This window comes from Maribacter sp. 2-571 (assembly GCF_050589625.1).
In the GTDB taxonomy this organism is placed as follows: domain Bacteria; phylum Bacteroidota; class Bacteroidia; order Flavobacteriales; family Flavobacteriaceae; genus Pelagihabitans.
This window is the reverse complement of record NZ_JBNGOP010000003.1, coordinates 250,373-270,745: the sequence shown is the minus strand read 5'-3', so window position 1 is coordinate 270,745 and position 20,373 is coordinate 250,373. Positions and strand designations below refer to the sequence as shown.

The 20,373-nt window shown below is 47.8% G+C and carries 16 protein-coding genes; 14 read left to right on the top strand and 2 right to left on the bottom strand.

Annotated elements, in window-relative coordinates; genetic code table 11:
• Positions 1–3: 3 nt before the first annotated feature.
• The 10 genes from ppk2 to ACRD7P_RS03770 all read left to right on the top strand — a co-directional run bounded on the left by ppk2 (position 4) and on the right by ACRD7P_RS03770 (position 7,721).
• Complete coding sequence (ppk2, locus tag ACRD7P_RS03815; RefSeq protein ID WP_430906168.1) at positions 4–780, top strand: polyphosphate kinase 2; 777 nt, start codon at positions 4–6, stop codon at positions 778–780.
• Positions 781–807: 27 nt separating this feature from the next.
• Positions 808–1,674, top strand: a complete 867-nt coding sequence (locus ACRD7P_RS03810; protein WP_430906167.1) for a PIG-L deacetylase family protein — start codon at positions 808–810, stop codon at positions 1,672–1,674.
• Positions 1,649–1,951: a DUF2809 domain-containing protein gene (locus ACRD7P_RS03805; RefSeq protein ID WP_430906166.1), complete on the top strand. Its 303-nt coding sequence runs from the start codon at positions 1,649–1,651 to the stop codon at positions 1,949–1,951. The genes ACRD7P_RS03810 and ACRD7P_RS03805 overlap by 26 nt, the downstream gene beginning before the upstream one ends.
• Before the next feature lie 136 nt (positions 1,952–2,087).
• Entirely contained in the window at positions 2,088–2,300 is a 213-nt protein-coding gene (locus tag ACRD7P_RS03800) for a DUF2809 domain-containing protein (protein ID WP_430906165.1), read from the top strand.
• 27 nt (positions 2,301–2,327) lie between these two features.
• Positions 2,328–2,780 carry a hypothetical protein gene (locus tag ACRD7P_RS03795; protein WP_430906164.1) on the top strand — a complete coding sequence of 151 codons (453 nt, stop codon included), beginning with the start codon at positions 2,328–2,330 and terminating at the stop codon, positions 2,778–2,780.
• 111 nt (positions 2,781–2,891) lie between these two features.
• Positions 2,892–4,208, top strand: coding sequence for a gluconate:H+ symporter (locus ACRD7P_RS03790; protein ID WP_430906163.1), 1,317 nt, complete (start codon positions 2,892–2,894; stop codon positions 4,206–4,208).
• An 87-nt stretch (positions 4,209–4,295) separates the two neighbouring features.
• Complete coding sequence (locus ACRD7P_RS03785; RefSeq protein ID WP_430906162.1) at positions 4,296–4,763, top strand: RidA family protein; 468 nt, start codon at positions 4,296–4,298, stop codon at positions 4,761–4,763.
• A 14-nt stretch (positions 4,764–4,777) separates the two neighbouring features.
• A complete protein-coding gene (locus ACRD7P_RS03780) occupies positions 4,778–5,890 on the top strand; it encodes a D-TA family PLP-dependent enzyme (RefSeq protein WP_430906161.1) in 1,113 nt (370 codons plus the stop codon).
• 1 nt (position 5,891) lies between these two features.
• Complete coding sequence (locus tag ACRD7P_RS03775) at positions 5,892–6,968, top strand: dipeptidase (protein WP_430906187.1); 1,077 nt, start codon at positions 5,892–5,894, stop codon at positions 6,966–6,968.
• Positions 6,969–7,067: 99 nt separating this feature from the next.
• Entirely contained in the window at positions 7,068–7,721 is a 654-nt protein-coding gene (locus ACRD7P_RS03770; RefSeq protein ID WP_430906160.1) for a hypothetical protein, read from the top strand.
• Positions 7,722–7,803: 82 nt separating this feature from the next.
• Here ACRD7P_RS03770 and ACRD7P_RS03765 read toward each other — a convergent pair whose 3' ends face one another.
• Both ACRD7P_RS03765 and ACRD7P_RS03760 read right to left on the bottom strand, forming a co-directional pair.
• Complete coding sequence (locus ACRD7P_RS03765) at positions 7,804–8,232, bottom strand: BLUF domain-containing protein (RefSeq protein ID WP_430906159.1); 429 nt, start codon at positions 8,230–8,232, stop codon at positions 7,804–7,806.
• A 99-nt stretch (positions 8,233–8,331) separates the two neighbouring features.
• A complete protein-coding gene (locus ACRD7P_RS03760) occupies positions 8,332–10,533 on the bottom strand; it encodes an acylase (RefSeq protein ID WP_430906158.1) in 2,202 nt (733 codons plus the stop codon).
• 265 nt (positions 10,534–10,798) lie between these two features.
• Between ACRD7P_RS03760 and ACRD7P_RS03755 the strand changes: the two genes are divergently transcribed.
• Genes ACRD7P_RS03755 through ACRD7P_RS03740 form a run of 4 tightly spaced genes read left to right on the top strand, consistent with a single transcriptional unit; the run spans position 10,799 to position 20,360 of the window.
• Positions 10,799–13,501 (top strand): G8 domain-containing protein, encoded by a 2,703-nt coding sequence (locus ACRD7P_RS03755; protein ID WP_430906157.1) that lies wholly within the window; start codon positions 10,799–10,801, stop codon positions 13,499–13,501.
• 11 nt (positions 13,502–13,512) lie between these two features.
• A complete protein-coding gene (locus ACRD7P_RS03750; protein WP_430906156.1) occupies positions 13,513–16,221 on the top strand; it encodes a G8 domain-containing protein in 2,709 nt (902 codons plus the stop codon).
• Between the two features lie 12 nt (positions 16,222–16,233).
• On the top strand, positions 16,234–18,576 hold the full coding sequence (locus ACRD7P_RS03745; RefSeq protein WP_430906155.1) for a G8 domain-containing protein: 2,343 nt from the start codon (positions 16,234–16,236) through the stop codon (positions 18,574–18,576).
• A 44-nt stretch (positions 18,577–18,620) separates the two neighbouring features.
• The gene (locus ACRD7P_RS03740) at positions 18,621–20,360 is read left to right on the top strand and encodes an ABC transporter ATP-binding protein (protein WP_430906154.1); all 1,740 of its coding nucleotides are present in this window, start codon (positions 18,621–18,623) and stop codon (positions 20,358–20,360) included.
• Positions 20,361–20,373: the final 13 nt, after the last annotated feature.

The window sequence follows — 20,373 nt, the reverse complement described above, 5'->3', positions numbered from 1 at the left end:
GCCATGCCGATAAAAAAATTGACAGAAGCGGAAGTACAACTGCTCAATTCCAAAGTAGGACTTCATGCGCTTTTAAAAAATAAAAAGGTAAACCTCCAGAACGCATTACGGGAGGCAACATACCTTACTACGCTGAAAAAAAAGCAAGAGGCGTTGATTACGCTACAAAACTGGGTGATCGACAACGATAAAAAGGTAGTGATCCTTTTTGAAGGTCGTGACGCCGCGGGAAAGGGCGGTGCCATTCGCAGGCTTACGGAATACATCAACCCAAGACATTTTAGAATCGTGGCTTTGGACGTACCTTCGGATGACGAACGCAAGCAATGGTTTTTTCAGCGGTACATCAACCAGTTGCCCAAACCTGGGGAAATCGTTCTTTTTGATCGAAGTTGGTACAATCGTGCCGTAGTAGAGCCGGTGAATCAATTTTGTACGGAGCGCGAATATGAAATTTTTATGTCGCATGTAAACGATTTCGAAAAAATGCTCATCGAATCGGATACCCACTTGATCAAATTTTATTTTTCCATCAACAAGGAAGAGCAGGCAAAACGGTTTAGGGAAATTAAAAAGAACCCGCTAAAGCGCTGGAAAATGACCGCTGTGGATGAGCGGGCACAAGAACTATGGGACGACTACAGCCGATACAAGACCAAAATGTTCGAGCGTACCAATAGCGCCCATGCCCCTTGGCTCATTATAGATGCCAATGACAAATGGAAAGCACGTTTAAAAACGATCGACCACGTGCTAGAGAACATTCCCTATAACGAATAGCACCATATTAAAAAACGCCGTAAACCCATGAGCATCCTCTCTACCGCCCAAATGCAAAAATGGGCGTCCTTAAGCCAAGGGCGATCGGTCCTTGTTAGCGCCTTACTGCTATTCTTTGGTGCTTGCCAGCAAGGCAACGCACCTGTGAACGAACTGAAGCCTACAATCAAGAATGCCCCTCCAAAAACCATTATGGCCATTTTTGCGCATCCGGACGATGAAACGATCGTAAGTCCCTTATTGGCAAAATATGCGGACAGTAGCAACGTTCATCTGGTTTTGGCCACCGACGGCAGATATGGGGTGACCGACCATGCCGGAATACCGGCCGGAGATTCCCTGATCGCGGTACGAAAGGCCGAAACGGAATGCGCTTGTGCGGCATTGGGGATACGTCCGCCCCATTTTTTGGGAGCAAAGGACGGCCTTGGCCTTAATGGGCATCATAATTTTTACGAAGAGGTGGCACAACTCAAAACGGCGATCAAAGAGAAAATAGCGCTTCTTAGACCTACTACCATTATCACCTTTGGCCCCGATGGGGATACCGGGCATCCCGATCATAGGATGGTGGGGCTACTGACCAAAGAAATATTACTCCGAGAAGGATGGGCGACGGAAATAGACTTGTACCATTTTGGTTGGCTAAAAGAACAGACCAAAAAATTTCCCCAAGATTGGGGCCTGGGATATACACGGGCGGAATACATGAACACCGCCGTTCGGTTCCGTGCCGAGGACGAGGAAAAGGCCTTTACATCGCTACGCTGCCATAAAAGCCAATATACCAAAGAAGAGATGGACGAATGGATCGCCGCAGAACGGAAAGACACCACCAACATCCTATATTTCAGAAAGTTTAGCATCGATGCCAAAAAGGCCGAACACTTTTAATCTTTTGGACGGCTATCATCGGAAACGTCCCTACTATGGCCTCTTGGTCGTATTGACCATTGGGGCCGGGCTTTTATCCCGTACGCCCTACGTCCCCGCGTTGCTTTATCCTTACATCGGTGATGTGCTTTATGCATTAATGATGTACTTCTTAGTCGGTTTTTGCGCAATACGGGCAACACCTTTAAAAGTGGCCGTAATTAGTTTGGCCATCTGTTTTGGTATTGAATTCGGTCAATTGAAGTGGTTTAAACTTTTTGTTTGGAACCGAAAATGAAGGCTTTTGCGACCTGATGAAGTCATTTTTTAGTAACATAGCCATAGCTACGGTATTCAAAAATGGCAAAGTCAGGGTGCAAAATGCGACCCCGACGCCTCGGGGGCAGGTAAAAAAAACAGTTTAAATCACTTCATTGTATCAAGGGGAACAAATTCAAGCCATGCGGGAAACCAGAATGGGGAAACTCGTCTTGGGAAGCGGTTTTCTGTGGAGCGACCTTGTTTGCTACAGTATCGGGTCAGCAATCGGTCTGCTGTTGGAAAGCAGTGTATGGGTAAATTCCAGGGTAATGCATACCCGAAGAAATACCGAAAAACACTTGATGAAAAAAGGAAAAGATGTGTAACACCATTTCAACTAAAAATCATAATACATGAAACCCAATGCGCAACTCCATACATTTCTAAAGCCTTACGATCCCCGTATTCGGGAGTTGGCCCTACAGCTAAGAACTTTTATTACCGACACCGTCCCCCAGGCCAATGAGCTCATATGGGACAACTACAATGCAGTGGCCATCGCATACTCCAAAACGGAACAGCTGAAAGGCGCGTTCTGCCATATAGCGGTGTATGCGCACCATGTCAATTTTGGTTTTAACCGGGGAACCGAATTGCCGTCCTCAACGCTTGGGTTAAAAGGTAAGGGGAAACATATCCGACATTTAAAGGTTACGGACTTTCAGACCTTTCCAAAACCTGAAGTCGAAAAATTGCTGCTTCGAGCCGTAGCCCTTTCCGACGCCGATTTGCCAAAAAACATAGAGGTGGTTTCCGCTCCCAAAAGCATGGTCATGTCTATTTCCGAGCGAAAAAAACGTCCCTAAAAGCAGGACAGTAACGGGAAGTCCAAAAAAATTCATATCGGGAAAAGGGTTATTTTCCCGTACTTCAATTTCACTATCTTAGTAGCATAAACCTTCCAAAACAGCTTCTACATGCCCTTAGCCATCGTCATTATCGGTATCGTTCTTCTTTTTATCCTGATCGCCCAATTTAAATTGAACGCCTTTATTTCGTTTGTTCTGGTGTCCCTTTTTGTAGGAGTGGCGGAGGGTATGGACGTTATTGCCGTGGTAGATTCCATTCAAACCGGACTGGGTAAGACCTTGGGCGGACTTATTATGATTCTCGGCCTTGGGGCCATGCTGGGAAAACTGGTCGCCGATAGCGGGGCGGCCCAGCGGATCACCACACGTTTGGTCGCAACTTTTGGTAAAAAGAACATCCAATGGGCGGTAGTACTCACCGGCTTTATCGTAGGCATACCCATGTTCTACACCGTAGGTTTCGTTATACTGGTTCCGTTGGTATTCACCGTTGCCGCTGCCACGGGCCTTCCCCTAATATATGTCGGCCTTCCCATGTTGGCCTCCCTATCGGTCACCCATGGCTATTTGCCCCCGCACCCCGCCCCGACCGGGATCGCGGTGATGTTCAAGGCCGATATTGGAAAGACCTTGCTGTACGGAATCATTGTGGCAATACCGGCCATTGTTATTGCCGGGCCATTATTTTCGCGGACCATAAAAAATATTAAGGCTTCGCCCTTAAAGGAATTTTTGAACCCAAAAGTACTGACCGAAGAAGAAATGCCGGGAACGTTTATCAGTATTTTCACTGCCCTGTTGCCCGTAATACTGATCGGAATAGCAGCAATTTTCAAGGTCGTACTTCCGGAAGGAAATGGAATGTTACAATTTACCGAAGTGCTTGGGAATCCGGTAATCGCCATGTTGTGCTCCGTATTGGTGGCCATATACACTTTAGGGCTGGCACGGGGAAAAAAAATGCAGGAGGTCATGCGTTCCGTATCGACCGCGGTATCGGGCATCACTATGGTATTGCTGATCATCGCCGGTGCGGGTGCCCTAAAAGAAGTACTTATCGATAGTGGCGTAAGCACCTATATCGGCGAAATGCTAAAAGGCGTCACCATTTCGCCCTTGTTGCTCGCTTGGTCCATTGCTACGGTCATACGGGTATGTGTCGGTTCGGCTACCGTAGCAGGACTTACCGCTGCCGGTATCGCCGCGCCCCTCCTGGCAAGTACCGATGTAAGCCCCGAATTGATGGTGTTGGCCATCGGCTCGGGAAGCTTAATGCTGTCCCACGTAAACGACGGAGGGTTTTGGTTGTACAAGGAATATTTTAATCTTTCGGTAAAGGACACGCTGAAAACATGGACCGTAATGGAAACTACGGTGGGTGTTATGGGGCTTTTGGGCGTTCTAGCATTGGATATGTTCATTTAGCGTTAACGGCATGCCGCGTATCAAAACGGCTTCGCCTACGGAAGCCATAATGTAATAGCGAAACCGCCGGACCATAAAACATACGATATGGAAACACCTTCAAAAAGAATTAAGGAACTGGGACTATCCCTACCTCCCGCGCCGCCTCCGGCCGGACTGTACAAACCGGTGGTAACGGTCGGCAATTTCCTATATGTTTCGGGCCAGGGACCCATGTTAAACGATGGCACCCTATATACCGGTAGGGTCGGCGACGATCTTGACCTGCAACAGGGAAAGCAAGCGGCCCGCCAGGTAGGACTGACGATGTTGGCTACCATCATAACCCATTTTGGTGATATCGACCGTATCGAGCGCTTGGTCAAAAGCCTCGGAATGGTCAATTGTACCCCCGAGTTTAGCGACCAGCCTTTGGTAATCAACGGATTTAGCGAACTCATGGCCGATGTTTTCGGCAGTGATAAAGGTGTTGGCGCCAGAAGTGCCGTAGGAATGATGCTCCCCGGACAGGTAGCGGTGGAGATAGAGGCCATTTTTGAACTCCGACCGAAATGATAAAACAAACGCATATGGCAGCACAAGAATGGTATACCGTAAATAATGTTGAAACCATACCTTCCCCAGCATTATTGGTCTATCCCGAACGCATTGAAGAGAACATCCGCACCATGATTTCAATGGCAGGTGGATTTACACGATTGCGACCGCACATCAAAACCCACAAAACGGCCGAAATCGTTCAAATGCAACAACGCCACGGCATTCAAAAATTTAAATGTGCTACCGTGGCCGAAGCCGAACTTTTGGGCAATTGCGGAGCTAAGGACGTACTCCTGGCCATGCAGCCGGTAGCGGCCAATATCGATCGTTTTTTCAGTTTGATGAAACGCTTTCCGGAAACCTATTTTTCAACCTTGGTCGATAATCTCTCACATTTGAAAGTTTTAGCAACGTCCGCCGAAAACGAACATACCCGAATTTCCCTATATATGGACATCAACAATGGAATGGACCGTACCGGTTGCCCGCCCGATGAAACGGCGGTAGCGCTCTACCGTGCCATGGAAGAACATTCCCATGTCACGGCAAGTGGAATCCATGTATACGACGGTCATATACGCGACAGCGACATAGCGGACAGGAAGGCCCGTTGCGATGCCGCGTATGAATCGGTTACCGATTTGATCAACACCATTAAAAACGAGGGCATTACCGTACCCCATGTCGTGGCAGGGGGATCCCCCTCTTTTCCGATACATTCCAAACGCCCCCATGTAGAATCGAGCCCTGGTACGACCTTACTTTGGGACGTACGTTATGGAGACCTTTTTCCCGATATGCATTTCCTACATGCCGCGGTGTTGCTCGTTCGGGTGATCAGCAAGCCCGGAAAAGACCTTTTGTGTTTTGATCTTGGCCATAAATGGGTCGCCCCGGAAATGGGTTTTCCGAGAGTAAAATTACTGGGACTGGAAGGTAGTGAACAGGTAGGCCATAGCGAGGAACACCTGATCGTAAAAACCCAAAAGGCAAACGAGTATGCCGTAGGCGATGCCCTATATGCCCTACCCATACATATTTGCCCTACCGCTGCCAAGTATAAGGAAGTACGGACCATCTCCGACCACGAGCAAACCGGAACATGGGAGGTTGTGGCAAGAGACCAACGAATTACCATCTGATATGTTGCTGTTCGATGCCCATTTGGACCTTGCCATGAACGCCATGGAATGGAATAGAGATCTCCGATGGTCGGTGAGCGCTATCCGAAATAGCGAAAAAGGAATGACCGACACCCCCGACAGGGGCAACAATACCGTTTCATTTGAAGCCATGCGCAAGGGAAAGGTCGGACTTTGCATGGCGACACAAATTGCACGATACAGCAAGCCGAACAACCCTCTCCCGGGTTGGAACTCGCCCCAACAGGCTTGGGCGCAGACCCAAGCACAATTGGCCTGGTACAAGGCCATGGAACAAGAAGGGCACTTGACCCAGATTACCGACAACAGCACCCTTGATGCCCATTTGGCCCGTTGGGAGGAATCGCAGCTGGCACACCCCATCGGTTATATTCTGACCCTCGAGGGGGCCGATAGTATTGTAGACCTTGGTTATTTGGAAAAGTCGTACCGACAGGGGCTAAGAGCCATTGGGCCGGCGCATTATGGGCCTGGCACTTACGCATATGGCACGCACTCCATAGGGGGTATCGGAACAAAGGGAAAAGCGCTCTTGAAGGAAATGGAACGATTTAACCTTATACTGGACGTGACCCACTTGTGCGATGAAAGCTTTTGGGAAACCTTGGACAATTACCATGGCCCCATTTGGGCCAGCCATAACAACTGTCGGGCCCTGGTGAACCATACCAGACAATTTTCCGACGAACAGTTGAAGGCACTCATCCAACGAAAAGCGGTTATTGGTTTGGCCCTGGATGCTTGGATGATGGTTCCCGGTTGGCAACGCGGTATTTCGCTACCGGAAAAAATGGATGTTGGCCTAAAAAACATGGTAAATCATTTGGACCATATTTGCCAACTTGCGGGAAATACAGATCATGTCGGTATCGGAAGTGATCTTGATGGTGGCTTTGGCACCGAACAGTGCCCTGCCGATGTAGATACCATAGCGGACCTACAAAAAATTCCCGAACTACTCGCCCAACGGGGATATGGCGCGATGGATATCGTGAAGGTAATGCACAAAAACTTTTTGGACTTTCTTCACCGGGCGTGGTCCCGACCCGTACACTAGGGTCCTATTTCCCCCGGTTTATCGAATTTAACAGCTATTTAAGTGCTCATGGCAGGGTATTTGTTATTTTTATGTTAGAACACCGACGATATAAAGGACATGCGAAACGCAACACTTTTTCTGATCTTGTTAGCCATCCCATTTTTAGTGATGGGGCAAACGGACCTGCCCGATGCAAAACCCTTAAACGTTGAAGCGGCCAATAAACTGGACATCAAGGGGCAGCAACAAAAAGGTACCGCGCTAAAAATGCCCTCGGTGGTCGGAAATGAGCCCGAAATCAATTTCAAGGATTCCTTGGGACGAAAACCGGTGAAAATGCTCCCCGATCGAAAGTTGGTACAAGCAGGTACGGGCATGAAGATCGATCCTAAGGTAGGACCCCGAAAAGGGGCAAAGGAAGGTTCCTCCGATTTTTTTGGAAACATGTATTTGGGCGATGTGAAGAACAATGGAAAGTTCGTGGGAATCGTATGCAGGGACCATGAATATGTCGATGGCGATCGTGTGAAGATCCTACATAACGACATGGTAGTTGACGCCAATACCTTGTTAACAGGAAGTTTTAAGGGGATTAACGTCGACTTGGTAAAAGGCTTCAACCGTCTCGATTTTGTGGCGCTCAACGAGGGCACCTCATCCCCCAACACTGCACAGGTAGATGTTTACGACGACAAAGGGGAACTGATATACACCAACAAATGGCTACTATCCTCGGGCTCCAAGGCCACCTTGATCATCACCAAGGAGTAAATGGCCCGCTGTACGCCCTAGTCAAAACTGCTTGCTTATGTAAAAGGGAAATCCTTTTGAGTTTAACCGTAGCGGTCCGCTATCAAACACCAATATTAAATAGGCTCTGGGAGTGCGTCCAAAGCTTTAATTTAACGGCAAGCGGAGAACTGACAATGTTCGAACGGTGAAACAAATCTTCAAATTGCGCCTTTTTTAACATATTACCCTTAACGGTATTGTCCAAATTATCATAGGCCATGCTCCAAGATGGAAACATACGATCGGTACAAGTACCCGAATCCAAAACCTTAATTTGATGATGCAGCCGACTTTGCTTTACTTTATCAAAAACAAGTGCCAAATCGGATTTGTTTCCCTCGATAAACTGTATAAACCGTTGCTTGTGGTTGAGAAGAAGTCCGGTAATATTTTTTTCGCGGTTACTTGTTTGGGCGTTTCTGTGAAGTTGTATAAGTTTATTCTCGCTTAATTCGTTGCTGGTCGTCGAGCAATATAAAATGTAATGCATGTCTTAAAGTATTGGCAATACAGCGTTCTAACATGTCAAAATTATTGAAAATAAATAATATTTAACAAAAAAAGTAAGAAACTATCTATTAATGTTAAATTATTGATGTTTTCCAGGTCGGTAGGTTTCCACTGCGCGTTGCAAAACATCTTCCTTATAAAAGGGAACTTCTTTCCATTCCATATCGGCATACCGTTTCGTTTGGTCGTCAAAATATGGGGATTCCGGATCTCCACTCTGTCCACCGGCCAGAATGCTTTTGGCTTTTACCCGTTTACCAAATTCCACTACCGCCGCAAAACTGTTGCCCCTGGTACCATACAACTTTTTGGTATTGTTCGTATACCGGGCACCGTAGGCCGCAAGGGCGCCCCATCGGCCGGAGGCGAAACCGATGGGAACCGAAGGCTTGTCATCGTTAAAGGGCTGCCGAAGTGCCCCGTTCAAACGTTGGTACCGATTGACTTCTCCCCACGCGACACGCCAAGAACCAAAATCATCGGTCAACCGATCGACGACCTCTTCAAAAATACGCCTGCGTTCGCCTTTGGGCGAATCGGTACCGAAATAGGAAATCAGTTCCATACCGCTCAGCCCGGCAGGGCGTTCGCCCCTTTCCAACAAAGCGGTACCGTAAAAATGGGCAAGGGTCATGGCGATGGACTCCTTCCCGGTATTATAGTCCCACTTGGCCAATATCTCGGAAGGTTCCAGGAGTTTCGGGTTGCGGTCATCATACTCATAATAGGCTTCCAACAGACCGGGAATCAATATCTTAAATGCCGGCAAATAAGGGTCATGGGCCAATTGAATTAGACTATCAACGGTATATCCCGACCTATCGGTCAACAAACCGATAGCATGCACGCCCCGGAAGTTTTCTTGGTCCCGGGACATGTAATAAGGGTAGTCCCCTTTTTTGGGACTATACTCCAAGGCCGCGGTATAGGGTGTGGAATTACAATTTTGTAACCAACCGTTTTTAGGGTTGAGAAGCGTTATATGTTCGCTTACCGGATGGAGCCCTTGCCAATCGGTTTTGGGGTCGCTACCATCCACCGGTTTGGAATAGTCGAAGGCAATATCGCGCTTCGGTATAAAATTCCCGTGGAAATAGGCAATGTTCCCTTCGGCATCGGCATAAACGGTGTTGTTGCTGGAATTTGTTCGAATATCCATCATCTCCCTAAATCCTTTGTACCCTTTCTGCTTGGTCCTAATAAAAGATTGCTCCAATGCCTTTACCGGATCCCACATCATAGCGGAGGCCGTCCATTGCCCATCCTCCAAATGGGTTATAGGTCCATGATGGGTATGAAAGGCTTTTACCGTTTTGGATTTCATTTCTTCACCTTCCTTATAGCTCAATGTAATTTTTGAAGTCTTTACCGGGCGTAACGTTTCCCCGTACCGGTATAACAACTTCCCATCGCTGTTCAACACCGTCTCCTTAAACTCGTCCATAACGTCCGTGTAAGTAGAGGTGTGCATCCATCCCGTTTTTTCATTGAATCCCTGGTACACAAAAAACTGTCCCCAGGTAACCGCCCCATAGGCGTTCAATCCCTCTTCGCTGACCACATGCACCTCTCCGCGAAAGTAGAACGAGGTATGTGGGTTAATGAGCAATAGGGTACTGCCCGATTCGGTCAGTTTACCGGAAATGGCGATTCCGTTGGACCCTTGCGGCTCTTCCATCTCATATTTCCGTGCTTCCCGTTTCTTCATCGTCTTTGGAATTTCGATTCCATTTTCATAAAACGCCTGTATTTTTTTGGTGCTGATCCGTTCGATATCGCCCCCAATGGAACCCTCGCTAAAGTACATGGGCATCCATGGCTCAAAACGGGTAAGCAACTTGGGCCTTACCTCTGGGTGCGTATACAGGTAATAGTTGATGCCATCCGCAAAGGCATCGCATAATTTTTTGAGCCATTCCGGACTTTCCGCATACAACTTCCTCGCTTCCTCCTCCGTCATGAACAGTTTGGCGCGAAGGTCGCTGTAAAGGGCCTGTTCCCCTTCCACCTCTGCCAAACGGCCCGTGGCCCAAATATAATTCTGTTCCACCCGGTTAAAGTCGTCTTCACATTGGGCATACAACAGCCCAAATACGGCATCGGCATCCGTTTTGCCATACACATGCGGCACGCCAAAATCGTCCCTGATAATCGTTATGTTTTCGGCCTGTTTTTCCCACCTGGCCAAAAGTGCCGTAGTTTGCGCCCGTACCCCGACACTGACGATAAAACATATCAAAAACCAAACGATCCTGTTACTGTCCTTCTTTTTTTTATCCATTGCTCAAATTTATAAAATGGTACGTCCCTACCGTCAACTGCATAAAGATAGTTCGAATTCCAGAACATAACACATCACCTTTACGGCCTCTATGGCCTATCGTTTTCTGTGGATTCGAAAATCCTAAGTGTATTTCATCGAAAAAAGGTGGGGTAGCCGCCCATTTGATTGTTACCCTATATTATTTTAACCGTACATCCGTTAAAACGATACTTTTATTAGGCAATGGATATTCCCCAAATATCCCATACTTAACCTTTTATAGATGAAATTAGAAACCCTCACCAGCAGTGTATTCTTTTTTGGTATCGCAATACTATTTTCCTGTTCCCTATCTGCACAGGAAAATTGGTCCGACCCCGATACCTGGCCCAACGGAACCTTGCCGAAGGCCAATGAAAATGTGGAAATCCCAAAAGACAAAACGATCCGTTTGGACGTCTCCCCCCCGGAGTTGGGCAATATGCTTATAGAAGGAGATCTGATATTCCAGGATAAAGACTTACAGCTTACCGCAAAATCCATTCTTGTAAAGGGAACGTTACAGATAGGTACGGAGGCGACTCCTTTTCAAAGCGATGCTACCATAACCTTGAACGGTCCTAAAACGGACGATCCCCTATACGGTGGACGTTTTTTAAGTACCATAGCGGGTGGATCGCTACAATTGCACGGATCCAGCGCGGAAAAACTTAGCTGGGGGCAATTGGAAGGAACCGTACGTGCCGGGGCTACCTCCATACGGTTGGACCAAAATGCAACCGGATGGGCCGCTGGCGATAAAATTGTAATCGCACCGAGTGGTTATGACCCGTTTGAGGCCGAAGAACTTACCATAACCGAAGTGAACGGGACCGACATCCGTTTTACACCGGCCTTGCGCTACGACCATTTTGGCGAACTACAGACCTATGATGGTAAAGTTTTGGACGAAAGGGCCGAGGTGGGCCTACTGACGCGAAACATTACGATTCAGGGTGCCCAGGACTCCGAAGAAATACGCTTTGGCGGCCATACGATGATCTTAAGCGATTCGGGACCCATACATGTGGAAGGTGTAGAATTCACCCGTATGGGGCAACCCGGACAGGAAGGGCGTTACAGTTTTCACTGGCATATTGCCGGTGACCGCAAAGGCGACTACATTCGGAACTCGAGTATCCACCACGCGCTGCAACGGGGCGTGGTACTCCATCGTACCGATAACGTATGGGTCGAAAATGTAGTGGCTTACCACATCAGGAACCATGCGTTCATCCCCGCCGAGGACGGAAACGAAGTCAACAATACCTTTAAGGACAATTTGGCCATGCTGATGCTACGCCCCGAGGATGGCTTTTTTGCCTTTCCGGCGGAAGGAAAAGAAACCAAATTGAGCCGGCAGGGCGAACATCGTGTAGCGGGATTTTGGTCGCGCAATCCGCACAGCAACCTGATCGGAAACCATTCCGCGGGATCTGAACGGGGCGTAGGCTTCTTTTTTGACGGCTTCGCCAAAGATCGTATTTACAAGGAGTTCGATGTGCTACCCAGAACAATCGTCTTTAAGGACAATGTGGCCCATTCCTGTTCCGTACCGGGGGCAAACAACAATGCGGTTACCAACGTGGCCACCTACGGGCAGGTAGGGCATGGCCACGGCGTGTTCCTCGACGGATTTAAAAACGGGGACCTTATGTGGCGCTTTGGTGACTTTACAGCTTATAAAAATGCCATAAGCGGGGTTTGGAGCGAAATGCTCAACGTTACTTTTGACAATGCCATCCTTGCGGATAACACCTCCGCTTTAATGTCGTCCCGATCCTACGTACAGAATAGCTTGATCATCGGACGATCGGAAAACACCATCGGGGGACCCAACAGGGTGTTACGCGACGGACATAAAAGGGCCGGATACTATTCCATTGCCCAAGGCGGTCCCAAACAACCAAAATTCACGAATGTAACCTTTGTAAACATCAATTCCGAAATTGCCGACGGCGATGTGGCCGCCGCTGTGGTAGGCCAATCGGGACACTACGGCGAAAATTACTTTGAAGGTATAAAACTCATCAATTCGCAACCGATCTACATGCGTACCAAAGGCATCAACCAAGACCGGCCAAGCGGCTCGTTCTTACTGGATCGGGATGGCAGTTTAACGGGATACCAAAAACCGATGATCATCGTACATGAAGCTTCAAGTCTGATCCACGACGATGCCATCTATCATGAAGATTGGAGGGCGTATGTTATGGATGCCGGTGAAATTATGCAACTACAGTTCAACGATATTCCGTATTCCCTGGACATCAGCCTTGTCGGAAACGATGGAAAATTTATTAGTGCCCTAAGGTCTGGAAAAACCTTCCACTTTGGTATTCGATCAAAATCTACCCAAACCTTTCGCGGCGAATGGGCGGTGGATAAAGATGGACAGGTGATCACGGCAAAAAGCGTTTTAAAACGTGCCGGGGATTGGACCATAGTACGCTATCCGTATCCCCATGCAGCGGTAACGGTACGCAACGCGGATGACACCGAAATACCCGCAGTGAACAGCGAGGCCGACCTGAGCGGCCAAAACCGTACCGCTTATTATTTCGATAAGTCCAACGCTACCGTGGTGGTAAAGCTGGTTACCGATAATCAGGGAGATGCTTTTGCCCGTTTGTTGGCAGGAGAGGGCATTTCGGTAGGTGATGGAACGATAGCCGCAGTGGAGTTCAACGACATTGTCAATGTTGGGGTTACGCCAAATCCGATTACAGAACGATCCTACCTGGAATATACACTGCTTAAAGAACAGTTTATCGGAATTCAAGTGTTCGACATTACCGGTAGAAAAATGAAGACTTTTGAGGCGACGACCCAAAAAATAGGGGACTATCAAATTCCCTTAGAAGGAGAAGATCTGCAAAGTGGCGTATATGTTGTCCGTTTTCAATTGGCGGACCAAGAAGTGGCGATCAAAGTAATGAAACAATAACCTTCCGAGATATGAGAAAATCGTTTTCCTTGGTCGTGATCTTGTTGGTGCTCCTGGGCATCGGACCAAAATTGTTATCACAAGACCTATGGTCAAATGCCGTAAACTGGCCTTCCGGTAAGGTCCCCATTGCAGGTGAAAATGTAACCATACCCGGCAACAAAACACTATACTTGGATGTTTCCCCTCCCGAACTTGGTAATATGACCATTGAAGGCAACCTCATTTTTCAGGACAAGGATATCTCCCTTACGGCGGAGACGATTACGGTAAAAGGACTGCTTCAAATTGGAACCGCGGACAGCCCGTTCCAGCATAAGGCGACCATTACCCTAAACGGTCCGAAAAGCGATGAAATCGTTTTTGGAGGAAAGTTCTTGACCACCCTTTCCGGTGGATCCCTGCAGTTGCACGGCATTGGTGCGACCAAGCTTAGCTGGGGACAATTGGAAGGTTCGTTATCGCCGGGAGATACCCGTTTGACCCTGGACAAAACCCCGATCGGATGGGTCCCTGGAGATAAAATTGCACTCGCACCCAGCGGATACGAACCCTACGAAGCGGAGGAGCTTACTATTTCGGCCGTTGATGGAAAAACCATCACCTTTGCCCCTGCCCTAAGTTATCCGCATTTTGGCGAAATACAATGGTACGAGGACAAACCTTTGGACGAACGTGCCGAAGTAGGCATGCTTACCCGGAACATCGTCATACAGGGCGATTCGCAGTCAGAAGCAGATCGGTACGGCGGCCACACGATGATCTTGAACGATTCAGGTCCGATTCATATAGAAGGTGTTGAGTTTAGACGCATGGGACAGCCAGGTATTGAAGCCCGGTACAACCTGCATTGGCATTTGGCAGGTGACCGTGAAGGCGACTATATTAAAAACTCAAGTATTCATCATAGCCTACAGCGGGGAGTTGTACTGCACCGGACCGATAACGTACTGGTGGAAGACGTGGTCGCATTTGACGTACGGAACCATGTTTTTGTTCCTGCCGAGGACGGGCCCGAGATCAACAACACCTTTCGGCACAACCTTGCCATGTTGGTCCGTAAGCCCGAAAAGGGATTTTTTGCATTTCCCCGGGATGGCGGCGGCGGCAGTGATCAGGGGGAACAGCGCGTTGCCGGATTTTGGATGCGGAACGTGCACAACAATCTTATCGACAACCACGTAGCCGGCTCGGAAAGGGGAACAGGATTCTTTTTTGACCATAGAGGTCGCGATCGCGAGTTTAGGGAAATCGATCTGCTACCAAGAGAAGTGGTGTTCGACGGCAACCTCGCCCATTCCTGTTCGGTTCCCGGAAACCTCGGAAATGAAGGGATATCGAACCACGCGCTATACGGTCAAGTGGGGCACGGTCACGGGTTTTTCATGACCAAATTCCAAAATGGCGACCTGATGTGGAATTTTAGCAATTTCACCAGTTACAAAAACGCCATGAGCGGAGTATGGACGGAGATAACGAACATAACCCTGGACAATTTTATGATCGCCGACAACGCCATAGGACTGCTATCATCGGAATCCCACGTACAAAATACCGTTGTAGTGGGAAAATCGGCAAATAGCATCGGCGGAAAAAACAGGCACTTACGGCATGGCGACCGTAGGGCGGGCTACTATTCCATTTCGCAAGGCGGACGCAAACAGCCCAAATTGACGAACGTAACCTTTATCGACATCAACAAGGATGTGGAGGAAGGAAAAGTTGCCGCAGCAGTCGTCGGCCACGGTGGCCATCGCGGTAAAAATTTTTTAAAGGGCATTCAGGTAAAAGGGGAAACCTTGCCGGTATGGATGAGTACCAAAGGATCCTCGGGCGACAATGAAAACTCCTCCTTTTTACTGGACGCGGATGGGAGCTTGACCGGATATGACCGTCCCGTGCTGATCGCCCACCCCTATTCCTCCTTTCGAAAGGATGCCATTGCCTACCATGAAGAATGGCAGGCTTACATTTTGGAGGCGGAAGGAGCCATGCAACTCAAAATGAACAGTATCGGCTTTGACCTCGAACAAGAGGTATCGCTGATCCGTGATTTTGACAAACTTCGCATTCCCAAACAGCAATGGGCCCATCAACGCTTCTTTAACTTTTTTGGACAGCAGCAGTATACCATTTTGGGACAATGGGATATGGACGAAAAAGGAAACGCCCTAGAGCTTAGAAGCGTTCTGGACAAACCGGGCGAATGGACCGTTTTCAAACACCCTTTCCCCTACACCGGAATTTCGGTCTTGGACCGAGAGGACGTACCGATCAAAGAAGTAACGAGCCTTTCCGAATTGGACGCACAGACCGGCACTGCATACTTTTTTGACCCCAAGGAGGGAGCGGTATACCTAAAAATGGTTACGGACGAGACGGGCTATGCATGGGTAAACCTTATCCCGGAAGGGGATAAAACCGGAAACAACTACGGTATCGACACTGGGGATATCCAGCAATTTGTGACCGGCGTTCGTGTATCGCCCAACCCGATAACGGCCCAATCCGCCCTCGAATATGTGCTCCTGCAAGACCAAACGGTCGTTATTAGCATGTTCGATATTTTAGGGCGTAGACTGCGCGTACTTTCCGCGGGAACGCAGGAAGATGGGCAATACAGTATCCCTTTACAAATGGACCATTTGGCCTCGGGAACCTATGTCATTGAAATCAAGTTTGCGACCGCCTCGCTTCCCATAAAAGTGGTAAAACCCTAAAGCGACCCATTCATGATAGCGCGCTATAAGCCTTTTAATATTATTTTGGTGCTCCTTTTATGGCTAACGACCAGCTTGGTTGCCGTACACGGGCAACATAAAGGCAAAACGCTGTTTTCCAAAGCGGACGGTAAGCAGCAGGACACCGTCATTGTTCCTTTTGGGAAAACAAGAATACTGACAAAAAATACCGCTACCGTCGGAAAATTGATAGTGAGGGGCACGCTAAAGGTCGATGATAGTAAGGACATTGCCCTATTCGCAAACCATATTGCTATCGATGGCGGAACACTGCAAGTGGGAACCAAGGAAACGCCGTTCAAACATCGTTTTTCGATACGTTTTACCCCGTCCATAGACCAAAAGCCTTCCGAATTAAAGGCAATCAATGGCGGACGTCTGCTGTTGTACGGCACCTCTTTGAAAAACGGCGCCAAATCCGAATCCGATCAAGATTCCAAAAACGCTATAAGTACTTCGCAACGTTCCATAACAATAGGTTCGGATACTGAAAAACATCGTTTTACCGTGTTGATCGCCGATGCCGGAGCGGTCGAAATCAGTGGAATGCATATTCAGGGAGCGGGTATCCAAGACACCGTACCCGCACTATCGTGGTTTGGTGATACCGAAGTACCCTCGTATATCGAAAAAAGTGTTTTCTCAAATTCCGAACATACGGCACTTTTACTTGACAAAACCACCGTTCGAGTAGCGGAAAATAGCTTTCATTACGGTAAGGCACATGCTGTGGTCTGCTCCCCTTCCGGTATCGGATCGGAAAATAAAATTATCGGCAATACCATTTACAACAATTCCCAGGGAATATTTGCGGTACGCATCAACAATCCTTATCAGACCTTTGCGGAGAACGGTTTACACCTAGCAAATGGAACAAAAGGAATCGGGATATTGAAGCCCGATGGCTACGAACACTTTATTTGGAAAAAGGATGCGAAAAACTTCCATTTCGCAACAAATACCATTTCCGGAATTACTAAAAAAGATACCGCAATCACCGTGGGGGTCCAAATCGGAAATTTTGAACATAGCGGCATCTGGCGCAGTCATCAAAACATAATCGAAAACTGTGCTATCGGGTTATGGAACCAAAGCAAAAACCTCGTTTTGGACCGCTACGTTTTTAAGAACAATACCATTGGGTTATCTCCCGGTGCGGCGTACGTGCAACATTGCGTACTATCGAACGATACCAAGCAACCTGCATCAACGGCATTGCAGATCGTTTCAAAAAATGGTATTTCGGAACCTAAACTCACAAACGTCCAAATCGTCAATTATGCCGTGGGCATGCATATCGAAGGTGCTGTTTCCGAACATAACTATTTTGAAAAAATCGTTTATGACCACGTTGCCGAACCGTTACGATTTAAAAACCTTTCAAAGGAATCGGTTCTTTATGACAAGGACAGGAGCCTTACCCGATCGCCCTTGCCCGAAATGGTAGCGCGACCATCGAAAAAGGAAGGGCATCACCATGGCGGTGGGAAAAACAAGCACAAAGGATGCTACCTTTTTCCTTCCAATTCAAATCTCGCCACAAAAAACAGTACGCCTCTACCCGGCGACCCAAGCATCCAAATAGCGCCAGTGTCCCAATTTGGTACCTTGACCATCGCTACCGGTTTTGGTCTTGAAGATCCCGTTCATGAACACCGACAGCAGTTGCAGACCCTGAACATCGAACATTTGGAAACGCATCGTAGATGGATGAAGAAAGAGGTGTTGGACAACGAATCCTTTTTCCTACCAAGCGATGGCGGGTATACTTTGGCATATGGAACTACCGACACCGACCTCTACGACCTTAGTTTTGAGTGGGAGGCCCCGGAAACCAGTTGGATCATGATCAAAATGGCTTACCCCTATCCCACTGTTAAAGGGTTACGCTCTTTTGGAAGCCTGATCCCGCCGACCGAATCGTTACACGCCCTGATGCATGAAAATAAAACCGGATATTTTTATGAGGCACATACGGAAACCGCTTATGTGAAAATTTATAACGAAGGCAATCGGGACGAATTGGTGGTCTATAGCTCCGATGTTTTAACAGAAATACGTGTCGATGGAAAAAAAATTCCCTTGAGTATTTATAGGGATGCAAAAAAAGACGCCATCGTTATCGCCTATGAGCTTCCCAAAAAAATGGCTTCTACCCTAGTTTTGACCGACAATTTTGGAAACGTCCTCAAAACATTGCACGATAGCGATTCCGACATTGGCAAAATTGCAAAGGAGTTGGATCTTACCGGGTTCGACTTTGAAAATGACAACTACTTTTATTTTTTGACCATAGATGACCAAACGCACAAAGGCCCGGTGTACCGATACTAGCCATTCCATTATTTAAGCGTAATTTTAGGCCTTTATTCAAGCTTATGGCAGAGAAAAAAGTTAGCATCCTAAAAGCGTTCAAAACCATTATTTGGCCACGAAGAAAATTGGTTTTGATGGGGCTTTTGCTCATCGTAATCAGCAAAGCGGCCAGTTTTGTAGCACCGGTTTCCCTTCGCTATTTTTTAGACGATATCGTACCCAATAAGGACTACGATTTTTTAAAAGTACTCGTTATCGTTGTCGTGCTTTCGTTTTTCGTACAGGGGATCATGTCGTTCCTGTTGACCAAAGTACTCAGCATACAAGCGCAATTTATGATTTCGGAACTCAGGGCGCAGGTACAGAAAAAGGTATTGGCATTACCCATTCGGTTTTTCGACAATACAAAATCCGGAGGACTGGTTTCCCGTATCATGAGCGATGTGGAGGGGGTTCGGAACCTTATAGGAACCGGACTGGTACAACTGGTGGGCGGAACGATTACTGCCGTTGTTTCCTTGATATTGCTACTGCGGATCAGCCCTACCATGACCTTATTGACCTTTGTACCCTTGTTACTGTTTGCATTTATTGCGTTAAAGGCATTTAAGATCATTAGACCAGTGTTCCGCGAAAGGGGAAAAATAAATGCGGAGGTAAAAGGGCGACTTACGGAAACCTTGGGCGGCATACGGGTGATCAAGGGTTTTAATGCGGAAGCACAAGAGGCAAAAGTTTTTGAGGATGGCGTGGACAAACTTTACCAAAACGTAAAAAAGAGCCTTACCGCTACGGCGGTCATGACCAGTTCGTCCACCTTTTTGTTAGGACTGGCCACAACGGGAATTATGATGGGCTTTGGCGGCTATAAAATGATGAACGGGGAGCTCACCACCGGGGAGTACTTTGAGTTTACTTTTTTATTGGCCCTAATGGTAGCGCCTATCGTTCAAATGAGCAATATCGGAAGTCAATTGACCGAGGCCCTTGCCGGTCTTGACCGAACGGAGGAGTTGATGAACCAAATGAGCGAAGCGGACGAAAAGGACCGTACCGTTCACTTATCGGAACTCAAGGGAAAAATGGTTTTCGATCAGGTTTCTTTTGCATATGAGGAGGGCAAAGCGGTATTGCACGATATCAATTTTACGGCAAAATCGGGGGATGTTATTGCCCTTGTAGGCAGTTCAGGATCCGGAAAATCGACCATTGCCGGTTTGGCCGCCAGTTTTTTAAATCCCGGATCGGGTACCATTACCATAGACGGGAACGACCTTTCCCGAGTAGACCTGACCAGTTTTCGCCAGTTTTTAGGTGTAGTACTACAGGACGATTTTTTGTTCGAGGGCACCATTCGCGAAAACATTCTTTTTCCAAGGCCAAACGCTGGGGAAGCCGCGTTGCTACAAACAGTGAAAGCCGCTTATGTGGATGAATTTACCGATCGGTTCGAGGACGGACTGGACACGTTGATCGGGGAACGTGGCGTAAAACTATCTGGAGGGCAACGGCAACGTATCGCTATTGCCAGGGCGATTTTGGCCGATCCAAAAATACTGATCTTGGATGAGGCGACCTCTAACCTGGATACCGAAAGCGAAGCATTGATCCAAAAAAGTTTGGCCACACTGACCGAAGGGCGCACCACCTTCGTAATAGCACACCGGTTGAGCACCATTCGCAAGGCAGATCAAATTTTAGTTATCGAAAACGGCCGTATTGCCGAACAGGGCACTCACGACCAATTGATTGCCGAGGAAGGACGGTATTACAACCTGTTTACCTATCAGGCACGGATATAAGGGAACACTGGGT

Excerpts from the sequence above, each read along its gene's own strand:
- ACRD7P_RS03795 (WP_430906164.1), top strand. The coding sequence starts at position 2,328 with ATGAAACCCAATGCGCAACTCCATACATTTCTAAAGCCTTACGATCCC.
- ACRD7P_RS03765 (WP_430906159.1), bottom strand. The coding sequence starts at position 8,232 with ATGCATTACATTTTATATTGCTCGACGACCAGCAACGAATTAAGCGAG.
- ACRD7P_RS03790 (WP_430906163.1), top strand. The coding sequence starts at position 2,892 with ATGCCCTTAGCCATCGTCATTATCGGTATCGTTCTTCTTTTTATCCTG.
- ACRD7P_RS03780 (WP_430906161.1), top strand. The coding sequence starts at position 4,778 with ATGGCAGCACAAGAATGGTATACCGTAAATAATGTTGAAACCATACCT.
- ACRD7P_RS03745 (WP_430906155.1), top strand. The coding sequence starts at position 16,234 with ATGATAGCGCGCTATAAGCCTTTTAATATTATTTTGGTGCTCCTTTTA.
- ACRD7P_RS03810 (WP_430906167.1), top strand. The coding sequence starts at position 808 with ATGAGCATCCTCTCTACCGCCCAAATGCAAAAATGGGCGTCCTTAAGC.
- ACRD7P_RS03805 (WP_430906166.1), top strand. The coding sequence starts at position 1,649 with ATGCCAAAAAGGCCGAACACTTTTAATCTTTTGGACGGCTATCATCGG.
- ACRD7P_RS03760 (WP_430906158.1), bottom strand. The coding sequence starts at position 10,533 with ATGGATAAAAAAAAGAAGGACAGTAACAGGATCGTTTGGTTTTTGATA.
- ACRD7P_RS03750 (WP_430906156.1), top strand. The coding sequence starts at position 13,513 with ATGAGAAAATCGTTTTCCTTGGTCGTGATCTTGTTGGTGCTCCTGGGC.
- ACRD7P_RS03785 (WP_430906162.1), top strand. The coding sequence starts at position 4,296 with ATGGAAACACCTTCAAAAAGAATTAAGGAACTGGGACTATCCCTACCT.
- ACRD7P_RS03775 (WP_430906187.1), top strand. The coding sequence starts at position 5,892 with ATGTTGCTGTTCGATGCCCATTTGGACCTTGCCATGAACGCCATGGAA.
- ppk2 (WP_430906168.1), top strand. The coding sequence starts at position 4 with ATGCCGATAAAAAAATTGACAGAAGCGGAAGTACAACTGCTCAATTCC.
- ACRD7P_RS03770 (WP_430906160.1), top strand. The coding sequence starts at position 7,068 with ATGCGAAACGCAACACTTTTTCTGATCTTGTTAGCCATCCCATTTTTA.
- ACRD7P_RS03740 (WP_430906154.1), top strand. The coding sequence starts at position 18,621 with ATGGCAGAGAAAAAAGTTAGCATCCTAAAAGCGTTCAAAACCATTATT.
- ACRD7P_RS03755 (WP_430906157.1), top strand. The coding sequence starts at position 10,799 with ATGAAATTAGAAACCCTCACCAGCAGTGTATTCTTTTTTGGTATCGCA.